This window comes from Metabacillus idriensis, assembly GCF_050483325.1.
Taxonomy (GTDB): domain Bacteria; phylum Bacillota; class Bacilli; order Bacillales; family Bacillaceae; genus Bacillus_P; species Bacillus_P idriensis_A.
In genome coordinates, this window is the sequence record NZ_JBCMYF010000032.1 from 156,537 (window position 1) to 173,365 (window position 16,829).

At 43.2% G+C, this 16,829-nt stretch carries 18 protein-coding genes; all 18 read right to left on the minus strand.

Annotation, left to right across the window (positions count from 1 at the left end):
* Positions 1–19: 19 nt before the first annotated feature.
* Positions 20–979 (minus strand): gluconeogenesis factor YvcK family protein, encoded by a 960-nt coding sequence (locus ABEQ24_RS18695; protein WP_070876435.1) that lies wholly within the window; start codon positions 977–979, stop codon positions 20–22.
* Complete coding sequence (rapZ, locus tag ABEQ24_RS18700; RefSeq protein ID WP_070876436.1) at positions 980–1,867, minus strand: RNase adapter RapZ; 888 nt, start codon at positions 1,865–1,867, stop codon at positions 980–982.
* A 52-nt stretch (positions 1,868–1,919) separates the two neighbouring features.
* Complete coding sequence (locus ABEQ24_RS18705) at positions 1,920–2,378, minus strand: 8-oxo-dGTP diphosphatase (protein ID WP_070876437.1); 459 nt, start codon at positions 2,376–2,378, stop codon at positions 1,920–1,922.
* A 395-nt stretch (positions 2,379–2,773) separates the two neighbouring features.
* Entirely contained in the window at positions 2,774–3,724 is a 951-nt protein-coding gene (gene trxB, locus ABEQ24_RS18710; protein ID WP_430008211.1) for a thioredoxin-disulfide reductase, read from the minus strand.
* Positions 3,725–3,827: 103 nt separating this feature from the next.
* Entirely contained in the window at positions 3,828–5,297 is a 1,470-nt protein-coding gene (locus tag ABEQ24_RS18715; protein WP_430008212.1) for a tetratricopeptide repeat protein, read from the minus strand.
* A 621-nt stretch (positions 5,298–5,918) separates the two neighbouring features.
* Complete coding sequence (gene hisIE / locus ABEQ24_RS18720; protein ID WP_430008213.1) at positions 5,919–6,551, minus strand: bifunctional phosphoribosyl-AMP cyclohydrolase/phosphoribosyl-ATP diphosphatase HisIE; 633 nt, start codon at positions 6,549–6,551, stop codon at positions 5,919–5,921.
* On the minus strand, positions 6,548–7,306 hold the full coding sequence (gene hisF / locus ABEQ24_RS18725; RefSeq protein WP_430008214.1) for an imidazole glycerol phosphate synthase subunit HisF: 759 nt from the start codon (positions 7,304–7,306) through the stop codon (positions 6,548–6,550). Before hisF ends, hisIE begins: the two co-directional genes overlap by 4 nt.
* The gene (gene hisA / locus ABEQ24_RS18730) at positions 7,303–8,040 is read right to left on the minus strand and encodes a 1-(5-phosphoribosyl)-5-[(5-phosphoribosylamino)methylideneamino]imidazole-4-carboxamide isomerase (protein ID WP_430008215.1); all 738 of its coding nucleotides are present in this window, start codon (positions 8,038–8,040) and stop codon (positions 7,303–7,305) included. Before hisA ends, hisF begins: the two co-directional genes overlap by 4 nt.
* On the minus strand, positions 8,037–8,672 hold the full coding sequence (hisH, locus tag ABEQ24_RS18735) for an imidazole glycerol phosphate synthase subunit HisH (RefSeq protein WP_430008216.1): 636 nt from the start codon (positions 8,670–8,672) through the stop codon (positions 8,037–8,039). Before hisH ends, hisA begins: the two co-directional genes overlap by 4 nt.
* Positions 8,673–9,260: an imidazoleglycerol-phosphate dehydratase HisB gene (hisB, locus tag ABEQ24_RS18740; protein WP_430008217.1), complete on the minus strand. Its 588-nt coding sequence runs from the start codon at positions 9,258–9,260 to the stop codon at positions 8,673–8,675.
* A 12-nt stretch (positions 9,261–9,272) separates the two neighbouring features.
* On the minus strand, positions 9,273–10,541 hold the full coding sequence (gene hisD / locus ABEQ24_RS18745) for a histidinol dehydrogenase (RefSeq protein WP_430008218.1): 1,269 nt from the start codon (positions 10,539–10,541) through the stop codon (positions 9,273–9,275).
* A complete protein-coding gene (gene hisG, locus ABEQ24_RS18750; RefSeq protein ID WP_430008219.1) occupies positions 10,531–11,175 on the minus strand; it encodes an ATP phosphoribosyltransferase in 645 nt (214 codons plus the stop codon). Before hisG ends, hisD begins: the two co-directional genes overlap by 11 nt.
* Positions 11,168–12,343 carry an ATP phosphoribosyltransferase regulatory subunit gene (locus ABEQ24_RS18755; protein WP_430008306.1) on the minus strand — a complete coding sequence of 392 codons (1,176 nt, stop codon included), beginning with the start codon at positions 12,341–12,343 and terminating at the stop codon, positions 11,168–11,170. Before ABEQ24_RS18755 ends, hisG begins: the two co-directional genes overlap by 8 nt.
* Positions 12,344–12,925: 582 nt before the next feature.
* Positions 12,926–13,447, minus strand: coding sequence for an acyltransferase (locus ABEQ24_RS18760; protein ID WP_430008220.1), 522 nt, complete (start codon positions 13,445–13,447; stop codon positions 12,926–12,928).
* Positions 13,448–13,449: 2 nt separating this feature from the next.
* Positions 13,450–14,091: a pyrophosphatase PpaX gene (gene ppaX, locus ABEQ24_RS18765; RefSeq protein WP_430008221.1), complete on the minus strand. Its 642-nt coding sequence runs from the start codon at positions 14,089–14,091 to the stop codon at positions 13,450–13,452.
* Positions 14,081–15,031, minus strand: coding sequence for a nucleoside recognition domain-containing protein (locus ABEQ24_RS18770; protein ID WP_430008222.1), 951 nt, complete (start codon positions 15,029–15,031; stop codon positions 14,081–14,083). Before ABEQ24_RS18770 ends, ppaX begins: the two co-directional genes overlap by 11 nt.
* Positions 15,032–15,035: 4 nt before the next feature.
* Positions 15,036–15,854, minus strand: coding sequence for a prolipoprotein diacylglyceryl transferase (gene lgt, locus ABEQ24_RS18775; RefSeq protein WP_430008223.1), 819 nt, complete (start codon positions 15,852–15,854; stop codon positions 15,036–15,038).
* 24 nt (positions 15,855–15,878) lie between these two features.
* Complete coding sequence (gene hprK / locus ABEQ24_RS18780; RefSeq protein WP_070876453.1) at positions 15,879–16,814, minus strand: HPr(Ser) kinase/phosphatase; 936 nt, start codon at positions 16,812–16,814, stop codon at positions 15,879–15,881.
* Between the last annotated feature and the right edge of the window lie 15 nt (positions 16,815–16,829).

The window sequence follows — 16,829 nt, forward strand, 5'->3', positions numbered from 1 at the left end:
CCTGAAAAAGCCTTGTTCTTTAAGTGATCATATCATACAGCAGTTTGGCAACTTTCACCGTATCATGACGTATAACGTTATTTTCATAGGAAACAATCTTGTCATGAACAATTTCGAGTCCTAAATCCCGCAATGCTTCAATGTCATAATAAACCGGTTTCGCCAGTTCTTCTGCATATAATGCTTTCATCATATCAGGTATTTCTTCATCATTCACTAATATTGTATCGATGAACGTGCATTTCATATGTTCATTCAAAGCTTTTACATGATCGCTTGCAGTGAAGTCGAGGGTTTCACCAGCCTGAGTCATAACATTGCAAATATAAACCTTTTTCGCTTTCGCCTTGCAGACCTCATCGCCGATTTTTGGAACGAGAAGGTTCGGCAGGATGCTCGTATACAGGCTTCCCGGACCAAGGAGAATTAAATCTGCCTGGCGAATCACTTCGATTGTCTCTTCAAGGGGCTCAATGGATTCAGGAGATAAAAAAACACGTTTAATCTTCTTGCCGGAGTATGGAATTTTCGATTCTCCTGAAACAATCGTTCCATCCTCCATTTCAGCATGAAGGACGACGCTTCGATTTGCAGCAGGCAGAACCTTTCCGCGCACATTCAGGACTTTGCTCATTTCCCTCACAGCATGGAAAAAGTCGCCTGTAATATTCGTCATCGCTGCCAAGATAAGATTCCCAAGAGAGTGGCCTGTAAGACTGTTTCCTTTGTTAAAACGATGCTGAAATAAATCTTCTACTAACGGCTCAACATCTGAAAGCGCAGCTAACACATTGCGAATGTCACCTGGCGGCGGTATTTTGAGTTCATCACGGAGCCGGCCTGAGCTTCCGCCATCATCTGCAACTGTAACAATTGCCGTAATATCTACAGGGTATACCTTTAACCCCCGCAAAAGTACAGACAAACCGGTACCTCCGCCGATTATGACAACCTTTGGCCTATTTGCAGTATCAGTCATCTAATGACGGTTTCTGCGCTCAATATCACGATGTGATACGTGCGTCTGATAATCATCTTTGTAGTGCTTCGCAATGTGTTCCGCCAGTGTAACCGAACGGTGCTGGCCGCCTGTGCATCCTATTGCAATGACAAGCTGGCTTTTTCCTTCTCTTTTATAATAAGGCAGCATGAAAGTAAGCAAATCGAGAACCTTCTCTAAAAACTTCTGAGTCTCCGCCCATTTTAGAACATATGAAGAAACTTCCTCTTCAAGGCCTGTTTTCGGTCTCATATGATCGATATAATGCGGATTCGGCAAGAATCTGACATCAAATACTAAATCAGCATCGATCGGCACGCCGTATTTGAACCCGAATGAAAGCACATTTACCGAAAAAGTATGCTCTGCATCTTCCGCAAACTGCTTTAATATTTTTTCTCTAAGTTCACGGGGCTTCAATTCAGATGTGTCAAAAATCATCTGCGAGCGGCCTTTCAGCTCCTCAAGCAATTCTCTTTCGTTTTTAATCCCTTCTAAAGGCAAGCCTGTCGTGGCTAATGGATGAGACCTGCGCGTTTCCTTGTATCTAGTAACAAGGGTAGCATCCTTAGCATCCAGAAAAAGAATTTGAGGATTAATCCAAGTCTTTTCCGCCATATCATCAAGGGCCTGAAACAGGCTTTCAAAAAATTCGCGTCCCCGCAAATCCATTACCAGTGCAACTTTGTTCATTTTAGAGCCTGATTCCTTCATCAGCTCAAGAAACTTTGGCAGCAGATTAGGCGGCAGGTTGTCTACACAAAAATAACCAAGATCTTCAAAGCTTTGAATGGCAACCGTCTTGCCTGCTCCTGACATGCCTGTAATAATCACCATCTTAATATCCTGAACACTGCCTGTACTCATGCAGATTGCCTCCTCTCTCTTTTTCGCACTTTTATATAAATGAATGGATCGTTTACTGCGGATCTAATCGATATGCCAGCAGTTCAAAATCAGGTGTGTATGTAAAAGTGCCATAAATCAGCCCTGCACCCTTCATCATGAATTCAAGAATATGATGATCGCCGGGAGCCATCGGAAGAACACTTACTTCATCCAGTGAATGCCACTTAAGCTTTCCTTCCTCAGACTCTGCCACATTCTCACCTGTAAACTCTGTAGCAAAAAATGTAAACATCATCCACTCTGACACAATTTCATTTCCGTCTTTAATAATAAAGGTGAAGATCCCTTTAATTTTTGGGTTTTTTAAATATATGCCTGTTTCTTCGCGATATTCTCGGATGACAGTGTCTTTAATCGATTCACCCTGTTCCATTTTTCCGCCAGGCGCCACCCACCATCCTCTTCTCGGTTTTTGCAGGAGAAGAATTTTATTGTCCTGTACTAAAACGCAATTCGTTACTCTTTGCAAAAGTCTTTCACCTCTGGATTCGTTCGGGTAGTCTAAACATGTTTTCTCACCTTTTATTATACTATTTCAAAGACAGCCTCACAATGAACGGAGGCTGCTTACAGACTTATTTTTTAATGGAATGATGTGTATAGTTTATATACGTGTTTGTCCGGATAAAAGTTTCATAGGAAAATAAACATCATAAAAGCGGATGCGCCTTGTTTAAAGAAGGCATGGCGGATTATCTTATTACAAAAAAAAGGAGTACGGGAAAGGGCGCCCGTACTCAAAAGTTTATTTATAAAAGGGGGTCAATTACTATTTATATAGTACCCCATTATTATTTCAGTGGTGTTACAGGATAGTTAAAACCGAGTTACGTTTTTGTTAACTCTTTAAAGCATTAGCGAAAATCAGCTGCCGGCTTTGATTTTTTCCATTAACTCTTCCACAAAATGCTGAGCACTTTGCGCTGCAATTGAGCCATCGCCTGTAGCTGTGACGATTTGACGCAATGATTTTTCACGGATATCGCCTGCTGCAAAGATGCCGGGCACCTTCGTTTCCATGCGCTCATTCGTTTCGATATACCCGTTTTGGTTTGTTATGCCGATCGATGCAAACGGTTTTGAAAGAGGCAGCATTCCGATATAAATGAATACGCCTTCCGCACTCATTTCAGTTTCTTCGCCTGTTTGAGTGTTTACAAGTGTTGCACTGCCGACCTTGCCGTCTTTTTCGTTGATTTCTTTAATCGTATGGTTCCAGATGAAATCTACTTTCTCGTTATCAAATGCGCGCTGCTGAAGAATTTTTTGTGCACGAAGCTCATCGCGTCTGTGGACAATTGTTACTTTAGATGCGAATCGTGTTAAATAAACGCCTTCTTCTACTGCAGAATCGCCTCCGCCAATAACGATAAGCTCTTTGTTTTTAAAGAAAGCCCCGTCACAGACAGCACAGTAAGAAACTCCGCGGCCGCCAAGTTCTTTTTCTCCCGGAACGCCGATTTTCTTGTACTCGGCACCCGTTGAAATAATGATGGAACGTGCTTTGTATTGTTTGCTTCCAGCGATAACGGTTTTGTATTCTTCACCGTCAATAATTTCTTTTATATCTCCGTATGCATATTCAGCACCGAATTTTTTCGCATGATCAAACATCTTTGTTGATAAGTCAGGTCCAAGAATATGGTCAAAACCAGGATAGTTTTCAACGTCCTCTGTATTGGCCATTTGGCCTCCCGGAACACCGCGCTCTATCATTAAAGTTGAAAGATTTGCTCTGGATGTATAAACAGCAGCGGTCATTCCCGCAGGACCTGCACCAGCTATAATCACATCGTAAATTTTTTCCTCAGACATCGTTCTTCACTCCTTGTGTTCACAACAATTGATTGTTTACGGGAGATCTCGTTTCCCATACTCTTATCCTATAAAAGAATAGAGCTTCATGCTATTTTTTTGCTCACGTCCATAAATTCTTGATGAAAGCTGAGTACTTTGAAAGAGTTTTGCCTGAAATGGAGTATTGCTTCGCAAGCTCTGTCTGCGTCACTTTATAGCCATTCTCTTTTTTCCACACATACTCCAGAGCTCCGGCCCATGCAAGATGGTTTTTAAGCGGCATCTCTTCTCTTTTTGCTTTTAACGCTGTTTGAAAGAAAAACAAATAAAGTCCTTCGTTCAGAGTTTTATTGTTTTCAAACAGGACTTGCGCTGCCTGGTAGGTGAACTTTGATTTCTCAGAGACACTTTTTTTAATCTCTCCATTAACATGCGCAATTGCAAGATCCATAAACTCTTTTTCGAAGACTGATTGAGGAACTTTCGCTGATTGGAAAAATTGAATCTGATCAAGCTGCTTTGTTTCAGCTGCCATAAAAATGGCAAATAGACGCTCTTCAATCGGCATCGTCATTGGACGTTCCACTGATTTCTTATCTGACTTCCATGGTTCTGAACCGGCTTTTTCCGGATTGATGTCAATGACTCGATCCCAGCTTGTTCTGGCAAGTTCTTCTTTTCCGGTAAAATATGCGGAATAAGAAAGCCAGTAATAGAACGTATCATCGCCTTCAAACCCTTGTCTGTAGATCGCTCTCAGCCATTTAAAGGCAAGTTCATATTGTCCGACCAATGCAAAAGTCGCACCAAGCTTATAGCGGTGTTCAAAAAGAATCGGGTAGATGTGTCCAAGTCTTTGCGCCAATTCTTCCACTTTCTCATCCTGACGTTCATAGTAGTAGAACACGAGAAGATTGCATAGCGCATGGAGATTGCCCGGATTTTTGTCCAGCACCATATCTAAGTAATCTTTAGCCTGCTGAACGTCGCCCATGTAAAAATAAGCTAATGATAAGTTGTTATAAGCAGACCAGAATTCCGGGAAATCCGTGACGATTTCTTTTAATAATGAAATCGCCTCTTCTAATTTCCCATTTTCCAAAAGGGATTTTGCCGCATCCTGCTTTACAATTAATTCATCTGAATCTAAAAAAGGATCCTCTTCATCTGCCCCTTCAATTGTCAGCAAATCAAGGAGATCTTCTGTTTCTTCGATGAACTCTCCACTCGGCTCTTTTGTCTGATATTCGATTGCGCATTTGTAGGCTTCATGAAATAGACCTAAATGTGCGTAATTATTCGCCATAAAGTAATGGCATTCCGTCAAATCTTTATCAATATTCTTAAGAATGTATGTTAAAAGCTCATTAGATTGCTGGTATTTTCCAAGCTCGGTATAAATGGCTGCAAGCTGGCTTAGCATGACAATATGATTCGGCTCAAGCTGAATCGCACGCTGTATCCACTTGCCCGCTCTTAAAAGATCGCGTTCCCGATAGGCTTTCATGCCCTTACGGTAAAAGTACTGTCCGTCTTGGAAGAAAGGGACAATCTGTGCTTTTTGCTTAGTGTTACTTGATTGTTTTCCCACTGAAATCCTCCATTTCTTTACTTCTGCCGTAGGTTAGTATACCACACTGGGGAAGTACAACAATAGGAATGGTAAAAATTATTAAACCGTTTGAAAAAACAAGAATATTGCCTCATGCACATGGTCTAAGCTTAGTCAAAATGGCTGGAGGACAAAACGGGATGGAAGGAAGCAGTTGAGTTTTGGGGTGGCACACTGGTCCGCTTTAAGTATCGATACAAGGGCGTAACAAACTAATCCGATTCACTGGGAGTGATTTGGAAAAAAGAAAGTAAATTCTTAAAAACGGAAAGTATTTCACAGGTTTTCGACAGTAAAGATGCTGTTTGGCAAGTAAAAGGGCGATTCTGGCAAGTAACTGTAAAGTTCATTCAAAATTGCGGCTCACTATCCAATATCGGTAAGAACTTTTCACCACTCAAAACAGATTCCTGACATTCCATCGCTTAACAAGTGCCGAAACAGAAGAAAATTACAGGCGTTAAGGACCGGTCCCGACTTTTCTGACCGAAGAACTAGGCGCTTACACTTGACGCAGATATTTTTCAAATTATCTCAAGCCTCCTAACTTTTATAATTTTCTTAACCATAAAAAAAGCCCTCATAACGAGGACTGTTCCACTACTTTCTCGGTAAATGACGCTCTTGCAATACATTTAATACTTCATCAAGCGGAAGCTTTTGTTCACGGAGCAGCACCATCAAGTGGAACAACAGGTCTGCAGCTTCCCATTTGAGTTCATCCGCGTCTCGATTCTTCGCTGCGATGATGACTTCTGATGCTTCTTCTCCCACTTTTTTCAGAATTTTATCGACGCCTTCTGTAAAAAGGTACGTTGTATAAGAGCCTTCAGGCATTTCTGCCTCACGTTCCGCGATCAATTTTTCCAAGGTGTTTAGGATTTCAAAGCGGTCTGCTTTAGATTGCTTAGTATCGCCAAATATCTGTTCTGAAAAACAAGAGTAAGAGCCCGTGTGGCAAGCAGGACCCGCAGGCTTCACCAATACCAGCAGGGCATCCTGATCGCAGTCGTATTTTAAACCGACTACCTCCTGGGTATTGCCGGAAGTTGCCCCTTTGTTCCAAAGCTCCTGTCTGGAACGGCTGTAAAACCATGTTTCTTTTGTTTCAATTGTTTTTTGCAGAGACTCTTCATTCATATAGGCTAGAGTTAAAACTTCTTTGCTGACGGCATCCTGAACAATTGCAGGGACTAAGCCATTTTGATCAAACTTTACGGATTGAAGATTCATCTGACATTCACTCCCTGCTTTTTTAAATAGTCTTTAACTTCTTTCACCGATGTTTCTTTATAGTGGAAAATCGAAGCGGCAAGAGCAGCATCCGCTTTGCCTTTCATGAATGCTTCTGCGAAATGTTCAGCATTTCCCGCTCCGCCTGATGCAATGACAGGAACGGAGACAGATTCACTGACCATTTTATTTAATACAAGATCAAAGCCGCTTTTTTCACCATCGCTGTTCATGCTTGTGAGCAGAATTTCGCCCGCGCCTCGCTTAACAGCTTCTCTTGCCCAGTCTGTCACTTCCCACTCTGTTTCTTTTCTCCCGCCATGAGTGTATACCTTATAACTGCCGCTTTCTTCGTCAAACCTTGCATCAATGGCTACAACAATGCACTGGGAACCAAAGAACCGCGCACCTTCTGAAATCAGTTCGGGGCGCAGTACTGCTGATGTATTGACAGATACTTTGTCAGCACCGGCACGAAGTATTTTCTTCATATCGGTAAGCGAATTGATGCCGCCGCCCACTGTAAACGGAATCGCAAGCTGCGCTGCAACTCGTTCCACTACATCCACCATTGTTTTTCTGCCTTCATGAGAAGCTGATATATCTAAAAAGACAAGCTCATCTGCACCCTCTTTATCATAGAAGGTGGCAAGTTCAACAGGATCTCCTGCATCTCTCAGCCCTAAAAATTGAATTCCTTTTACAACCCTGCCGTCTTTTACATCAAGACAGGGAATGATCCGTTTTGTGATCATGCCCGCGTCACCTCTTCTAAGGCCTGTGCAAGATCAAATTGGTTTGTATAGAGCGCTTTACCCACAATTGCGCCTGCCACTCCTTCTTTTTGAAAAGCAGAAAGCTCCACCAAATCATTCAGAGCACTGACTCCGCCTGATGCGATCACATCTTTGCCGGTAGCCTTCGCCATTTCGCGCACAGCTTGAATGTTAGGTCCTGACAGCATGCCGTCTGTAGCGATATCGGTGAAAATAAACACCTCTGCACCTGCAGCAGCAAGCTCCACGCCAAGATCAGAAGCCTTTACTGTTGACGTTTCAATCCATCCTTCAGTAGAAACATAGCCATCCTTTGCATCGATCCCAATGGCTATTCTGCTTCCGTATTTCGCAAGCATTTTTTTCACAAAATCCGGATTTGAGATAGCGGAGCTGCCAAGGATAACGCGGGATACCCCATTTGATAAGTAATATTCCACGTCCTCTTCCGTGCGGATCCCGCCTCCGATCTGAACGTTTACATTCAGCTTTTCAGCGACTTCAAGAACATGATGATCATTGACTCTTTTACCTGCTTTGGCTCCATCGAGGTCCACCATGTGAATCCATTTCGCCCCTTTATCAGCAAATACTTTTGCCATCTCGTAAGGTGAATCGCCGTATACTGTTTCTTTTGCATAATCGCCTTGTATAAGCCGGACACATTTCCCTCCGCGCATATCAATTGCCGGATAAATAATAAATTCACTCATGATTTCACCTTCTCTTGAACGATTTTTACGAAGTTTCTCAAAATCCCTATCCCTAAGTGACTGCTTTTTTCTGGATGAAATTGCGTGCCGAATATATGTTTTTCACCAACAACTGCCGGAACATCCACACCATAGTCAGCACTTGCTATGACGGTGCTGCTCTTTTCAGCTTTCACATAGTAAGAATGCACGAAATATGAATAGCCTTCTTCAAGACCTTCCAGGAGATCGCTCTGCTGGTGCATGAGTAATCGATTCCACCCCATGTGCGGCACCTTCAGCTGCTCTTTTTTCATCAGATCTTCAGGAAAATGCACGACATTCCCTTTTAAAAGAGAGAGTCCTTCTGTTACTCCATTTTCCTCGCTCGATTCAAATAATAATTGCATCCCTAAACAAATACCAAGCAGCGGCTTCCCTTCACTCGCGATTTTCTGAATATAGTCTGTTAACTTTGTTTCATTTAAAATCGCCATTGCATCCTTAAAGGAACCGACTCCGGGAAGAATATAGCCATCCGCTTTTTCAAGTTCTTCAGGATTTTCTGAAATGAAATAACCGATATTCAAACGTTCAAGCGCTTTGCTCACGCTGTACAAATTCCCCATGCCGTAATCAATAATTCCGATCATTTATAACATTCCCTTCGTAGACGGGACTCCTTTAATCCGCGGATCAATTGTTGATGCCTCGTCAAGTGCTCTGCCTAAAGCTTTGAAAACCGCTTCAATCATGTGATGGGTGTTTCGGCCGTAGTGGACGATGACGTGAAGATTGATCCGTGCTTCAAGCGCAAATTTCCAAAGAAATTCATGCACAAGCTCCGTGTCAAAGTTTCCTACTGTAGCACTTGGAAACTCGCCTTTAAGTTCAAAGTGAGGACGGTTGCTTAAATCAACGACTACCTGAGCAAGAGCTTCATCCATCGGAACCATCGCCTGGCCATATCGCTTGATTCCTCTTTTGTCGCCTAATGCTTCTCTGAATGCCTGTCCGAGACAAATACCGATATCTTCTGTCGTATGATGGCCATCAATCTCCGTATCTCCAATCGCCGCAACAGATAGATTAAATTGGCCATGTTTAGTAAACAAATCAAGCATATGTGTCATAAATGGAACGCCTGTATTTAATTCAGAAATCCCTTCTCCGTCAATTGAAAGGGAAAGGGAAATATCTGTTTCATTTGTTGTTCTTTGCAGACTTGATGTTCTTTCCATTGTCAGTTCCTCCTATTTTAAGCGCTCTTCGATGGCGCGTGCATGTGCTTCTAAGCCTTCTAAACGGGCAAATGCCGCAATCTTATGGGCTGAGTTCTGAAATGCTTTTTCGCTGTATGAGATGATGCTGGATTTTTTCACAAAATCATCGACGTTCAGCGGACTTGAAAAACGGGCTGTGCCATTTGTAGGCAGCACATGATTTGGTCCGGCAAAATAGTCTCCGACAGGCTCTGAGCTGTATCTTCCGAGGAAAATAGCGCCTGCATGTCTAATGCTGCTCAAAAGCTCCATCGGATTCTCTGTCAGCACCTCAAGATGCTCCGGTGCGAGCTCGTTTACAGCGTTAATCGCTTCATCCAGCGATTCGGCCACATAAATAAATCCGTATTGATCAATCGATGGACCCGCTATCTCTTTTCTCGGAAGAGTTTCAAGCTGACGGGTGACTTCTGCTGAAACAGCTTCTGCAAGCTCCATTGAATCTGTTACAAGTACGCTTGAGGCAAGAACATCATGCTCAGCCTGGGACAGCAGATCGGCAGCTACTTCATTTGCTTTAGCAGTCTGATCAGCTAAAACAACAATTTCACTTGGACCGGCAATCATATCTATATCGACATCCCCAAATACTTCCCGCTTCGCAAGAGCAACATAGATATTCCCGGGACCAACAATTTTATCAACCGGTTCGATCGTCTCCGTACCATATGCAAGGGCAGCTACAGCCTGGGCACCGCCTGATTTATAGATTTCTTCTATCCCAAGTTCTTTTGCCGCTGCAAGTACACCTGCCGGCAGCGTTCCTTCCCTGTTCGGCGGTGAAATCAGCACAATCCGTTTTACCCCTGCCGTTTGTGCAGGTATGACATTCATTAAAACGGACGAAGGATAAGCGGCAGTGCCTCCAGGTACATATACCCCGACAGCATCAAGAGGTGTGATCTTCTGGCCCAGCATTGTTCCGTCCTCTTTATATGTAATCCAGGACTCGCGCTTTTGCTTTTCATGGAAAAAACGGATATTTTCAGCTGCTTCCCTGATAACCTCAACTAAATCCTGATCTAGCTCTTGATAAGCTGCCTCAACTTCCGCTTCAGATACTTTAAGACTTGATAAACGGACTGTATCGAATTTTTCCGCATAGGTGAAAAGAGCGGCATCCCCTTTTTCCTTAACATCTGCAATAATGTTTTTAGCTGCCTCTCTCTGTGCTTCTGTGCCAGATTCAATGGAACGCTTTAGAGAGGTCAAATTTCCTGAAATTCTCTCAATCCTCATCTGCTTCTCCCTCCACAACTTCTGATAAACGGCTGACCAATTCATCAATCTGTGCGTCTTTCATTCGGTAGCTGACAGGATTCACAATGAGTCTTGATGTAATGCTGCAGATTCTTTCAAGTTCAACCAAACCGTTTTCTTTTAACGTTCTTCCTGTTGAGACAATATCGACAATGCGGTCAGCAAGCCCGATTAAAGGAGCAAGCTCAATTGAACCGTTCAGCTTAATGATTTCCACCTGTTCTCCCTGTTCACGGAAATATGATGACGCAACGCCCGGATACTTTGTTGCAACCTTTGGTGCAACATCCGTTGTTCCTGTATTAGGCAAACCCGCAACAGCCAAGTAGCAGCCGCTTATTTTCAAATCCAGCACCTCATAAACATCACGCTCTTCCTCAAGCATGACATCTTTGCCGGCAATACCTATGTCTGCAACTCCATGTTCAACATAGGTTGCAACATCCATGGGCTTCGCTAAAATAAAGCGCATGTTTTCAGCCGGCACTTCTAGAATAAGTTTTCTGGACTCATCGAATTCAGGCGGCAGCTTATAGCCTGCTTTTCTGAGCAAGTTCGCTGCTTCTTCAAATATTCTTCCTTTCGGCATCGCGATTGTAAGCATATTACCCATCCTGCTCTTCCTTTCTCGAACCAATAAAATAAGCCACATCTGCAAACTGTTTTGTATAGGCATCCACATCATTTACTCCGGATATATCCTGTAAAATGACTCTCTTTCCCTGTCCGCGAAGCTTAGCCGTACACTTTAGAGCCTCTGCTCTTCTTTCCTGACTGTATAAAACGCAGTGAATATCAGGGGTTTCTTCCTGTTCTCCAAGAGATTCGATCAGCCTGTCTAAGCGGATTCCAAAGCCAGTAGCCGCCGCAGGTGTTTCAAACCGTTCGAACAGCTGATTGTAACGGCCGCCGTTTCCAAGCGGAAAGCCTACATTCCCAGCATAAACCTCAAATAAAACGCCTGTGTAATAGCTCATATGACTGACAAGATTTAAATCAAGCTTTACAGACGCAAGTACACCGAAATCCTCAAGATGCGACCAAAGCTTGCCAAGTTCTGCAGCAGCCTCTTTTCCTTCCCTGCTTGAAACGAGGTCTGCTGCAATCGACAGCTGGTCTTCTCCGCCTCTCAGCTGCAAAAGCTGAAGCAGTCTTCCTTTATCAATGGACGACAGCGGCAGCGACTTCACATGCTCGCGATAGCCGACATAATTCTTTTCATATAAGTATCTTCTCAAAACATCGGCACGCTCCTGATTGCCGAGGATCTCTTTGAACAAAGCATCCGCAAATCCAATATGCCCGATTGCAACCTTAAAGTCATGGAGACCCGCTTCTTTTAGAACGGCAATCATTAGAGCAATTACTTCTGCATCACCGCTTGTAGTTGCATCACCGATCAGCTCAGTCCCAATTTGTTCAAACTCAGCCGGACGTCCGCCTTCACGCTGCTGCGCACGGAAAACATTCGCATCATACGCAAGTCTGAGCGGATAATTTTCCTGATAAAACCTCGAAGCCGCCACCCTTGCAATCGGCGCTGTCATATCCGGTCTAAGAACTAAGGTGTGCCCCTCCTGATCAAGCAGCTTAAAAAGCTGGCCTTCCAGAATGGCTGATTGAACACCTACCGTATCGTAAAATTCAAGCGTCGGCGTTTCAATAAATTGAAAGCCCCATCTCTCTATCGCACCCGTCATCTTTTGACGAAGCTGTTTTTTCATTTCATACAATAATGGCAATGTATCTCTCATTCCGAGAGGTTTTTCAAACATAAACACGCTGACTTGCACCTCTTTCACAAAAAGTTCCGAATCCTTTAGTTCGCTAATATAGTAACATGCTACCAAAATAAAGATAGGTACGCAAGTATGAATATTCCTTTATCATTCTCTTTATTTGAAGAATTTCCTCTAATTATCAAATTTTAAACAAACGTTTGATTGGTATCTGTTGGAACCTTGTTGGGAAATTCGAAAAGAATCATTTGGTGCGATAATTTCTGAATTCACTCGAGAAAACCTTTACTTTTATTGCAGAATTATTTGATTTTAAAACCCTTTGGAATGCCTTGTTTCCAGTGGGATGGAACCTTGTTGAGAAATTCGGAGAAAATCATTTGAAGGGTTAATATATAAATTCACTTAACTTGCAAAGAAACCAACCGATTGGGAAATCAAATCATAGATCACCGGCACAATTTCAAAGCAATTTTACACAAAAAAGCCTCATCATTCTGCAAATAATATAAAGGTTTTCTCGTGTGAAAGTATAAATAAACTGACCAAATTGCTCTTTCCGAACTGCCCAACCAAGTTCCCGCTGAATGCAATCTAAATTACACACAAAAAAAGAAACCAGCTTCAAAAGCTGGTTTCTTTTTTGTTCCTAATATCCATCTGTTCCTTCGTATATATAACCCTCATCGGATTTCCGCCTACAAAGGCTCCCGCAGGAACATCTTTATGGACGAGCGTTCCCGCTGAGACGATGGCTCCGTCTCCGATTTCAACACCTGGCAGTACCGTGGAATTGGCTCCGATCATGACTTCGTCGCCGATGACGATGTCGCCAAGTCTGTACTCGCGAATCAAATATTCATGTGCAAGAAGCGTTGTGTTGTAGCCGATCACTGTATTTCGTCCAACTTTGATTTTTTCAGGAAACATCACATCCAGCATGACCATCAGGGCGAAGGAAGTGTGCTCCCCCACCTTCATTCCAAGAAAATTCCGGTACATCCAATTTTTCATTGCAAGAAACGGAGTGTAGCGGGCAAGCTGAATGACAATGAAGTTGCGGACGACCTTCCAAAAAGGGACGGTTTTGTAAACATGCCAAAGCGAATTAGGGCCTTCAACGGGGTATCTTGTCGTTTTTCTCACACTTATTCGTCTCCGAGCACGTTCAGTAAATCACTCATTTTGTTCAGCATATAGTCAGGCTTAAATCCTGCCAAATACTCGACACCTTTTATTGTCCAGGCAACGCCTGCCGTTTTAGTGCCTGCTGCCTTGCCGGAATCTATATCATGGTGGTTATCGCCGACCATAATGGCTTCATCCGGAGAACTGCCCAGTTTTTCTAAAGCAAGCAAGACCGGCTCTGGGTGGGGCTTTGCGTTCTGTACATCATCAAGGGTGACTACTGTTTCAAAAAACTGGCCAAGACCAGTAAGCTTAAGGCCCATATTAACGGTATCCCGTATTTTAGTTGTAACAATGCCGAGCTTATAGCCCTTTTCGTGCAGGGTCTGTACGGTTTCAAAGACTGTTTCAAATTGTGTGACCAATTGATCATGCTGATCATGATTAAATTTCCGGTAGGTGCTGATCATTTCATCAACACGGATCGGATCCATTTTCACAAATGTTTCATGAAGAGTAGGTCCGAGAAACGGGAGGACATCCTCGCGTCCATATTGATTTGGATAATAGAGATTCAATGTGTGCAGGAATGATTCTATGATCAAATCGTTTGTATTTATTAAGGTTCCATCCAAATCAAACAATACGGTGTTAATTCTCATAAGTTGCTTCCTTTCTGCTTGTATGTTCAAATCGGCTCCAAATGAATCCTACCGCCATTGTCAGAACGACCGCTGTTACAATCCGGATTATTAACAGCGGCAGCACCGGAATGCCAAGCGGCACGAAAATCAAAGTATCCTCCACTACAGCATGACAGGAGACGAGAAAAATAAAGGCGAGCGTTAAATCTTTATAGCTGACGCCGTCTTCTTCGACTGCCTGAATCATCACTCCAGCTCCGTATGCAAGGCCAATCGTTAAACCGGCTACCAATGTCATCGAGGTGTTTTCTTTCATCCCAAGCATTCTTGTTATTGGAGCCATCCATCTTGAAAAGACCATTAAAAACCCTTTATCTTTAAGCACTTGAATAATAATCATCAGCGGAATGACAATTAAAGCGAGCTGCACAATGCCAAGGCCTGCTTTCTGAACAGCGCTTAGACCAATTTCAACGTATCCGGCGGGATCAGCTGTATCATTTGGAATAAACCCATACTGTGCCGTTTCCTGTCCGCCATGCCAAAATAAATTGATCATCAGTGCAGAGCTGACCGCAAGCCCGACCCTTACAGCGATGATAATCCAAAGCTTGATGCCCACCTTTGCAGCAACCGTCGATTCAATAATCAAGTTATGTGAGAACGATAGCATAACAGCTAAAATAAACACTTCCTTAACGGATAGATCAAGCGTCAGGATTGCAGCAATACCCGCATACAAATTCAGCATGTTCCCAAGAACAAGCGGAATAGCCGCTTCCCCTGATAACCCCAAAATGCCCATAACCGGCTGAATAAGCTTGATCAGCCACGGAAGAACCGGTGTGTGCTGAAGAAGACTGACAATCAGCGTAACCGGAAAAATAACCTTGCCCAAAGTCCAAGTTGTCTGAAGCCCTGCCTGAAGTCCTTTTTTTAAGCTATTAATCAGAAACATCCCCTTATTCGGCTGATTCTAAATATCTTTCTTTTGAATAACCTTTGACTCTCCTCAAAATCAATACAGCAACAGCAATCGCTATTAATACTAGAGAAATAACTTGTGCAACACGCAGAGATTCCGTCAGCATCAGGCTGTCCGTACGCATTCCTTCAATGAAGTAGCGGCCGATTGAATACCAAATGATATAGGTAAGGAATAGCTCTCCGCGGCGCAAATTGGCTTTTCTGAGAAGCATAAGTCCCACAAACCCAACAAGACTCCACAAAGATTCATATAAAAAAGTCGGGTGATAGTAAACACCGTCAATATACATTTGATTGATGATAAACTCAGGCAAGTACAGCCCTTCAAGAAATTGACGTGTTACCTCGCCGCCATGGGCTTCTTGATTAATAAAGTTTCCCCAGCGGCCAATTGCCTGACCTAAGATGATGCTCGGCGCCCCAATATCAGCAAGCTTCCAAAACGATATCCCTTTTATCTTCGCAAAAATATAGCCTGTAACAAATGCCCCGATTAAACCGCCATGAATCGCAAGGCCCCCGTTCCAGATTTTTACGATGTCTCCCGGGTTTTCTGAATAATAATCCCACTGAAAAATCACATAGTAAATACGCGCACAAATAATCGCGATCGGAATCGCAAACAGCACTAAATCGACGAACGTATCTTTATGAAGACCTCTCCGCTCGCTTTCACGGACCGCAAGCCAAAGTCCAAGCAGAGCACCTATCCCGATGATCAGCCCGTACCAGTGAACCTGAATCGGTCCCAGTTCAATAAAGATTGGATCAATCGGCGTAAAATTCTCCTCCATTGTCTATTCTCCCCCTATTGATGTTTATGCGTCGTCATGCTCAGTATCAGTTATGACGTCTGTTAATTTATTTGTAAATTGCTCAGCTGCATTCAGACCCATGCGTTTTAATCTGAAATTCATCGCCGCTACTTCAATGATGACAGCTAAATTTCGTCCAGGACGGACCGGCACGGTTAATTTAGGGACATCTGTATCGATGATTTTCATTTTCTCTTCATCAAGGCCCAATCTGTCATATTGCTTCTTAGGATCCCAGATTTCAAGATCGATAATGAGAGTAATCCGTTTATAGCTGCGGACCGCGCCTGCTCCAAATAACGTCATGACATTGATGATGCCGAGGCCGCGGATCTCAAGCAGATGCTCAATTAAGTCTGGTGCATTTCCGATTAATGTATCCTGATCCTCCTGGCGGATCTCGACACAGTCATCTGCAACTAAACGATGGCCGCGCTTTACAAGCTCAAGAGCTGTTTCGCTTTTACCGACTCCGCTTTTTCCGACAATCAGCACACCTACACCATAAACGTCTACCAATACGCCGTGAACAGCAGTAGTAGGAGCAAGCTTTCCTTCTAAAAAGTTCGTCAGATGGCTGGATAGACGGGTAGTTTTTAAAGGAGAACGCAGAAGCGGAACTGATTTTTCCTCAGATGCATCCGTTAATTCCTGCGGGATCTCCATTTCGCGGGAAACAATTATAGCCGGAGTCGAATCTGTACAAAGCTGATCCATGCGGTTTTTCTTTTCCTCATCTGTCAGCTTTTGAAAAAATGTCAGCTCTGTTTTGCCGAGTATTTGCACTCGTTCTTTCGGGTAATATGTAAAAAAGCCTGCCATTTCAAGCCCTGGACGGGACAAGTCACTTGTAGTGATGGGACGATTAATTCCTTCTTCACCGCTGATCAGCTCTAAATGGAATTTTTCAATTAAATCTTTTGTGCGAACCTTTGCCATTTTTCTGCTCCTCCT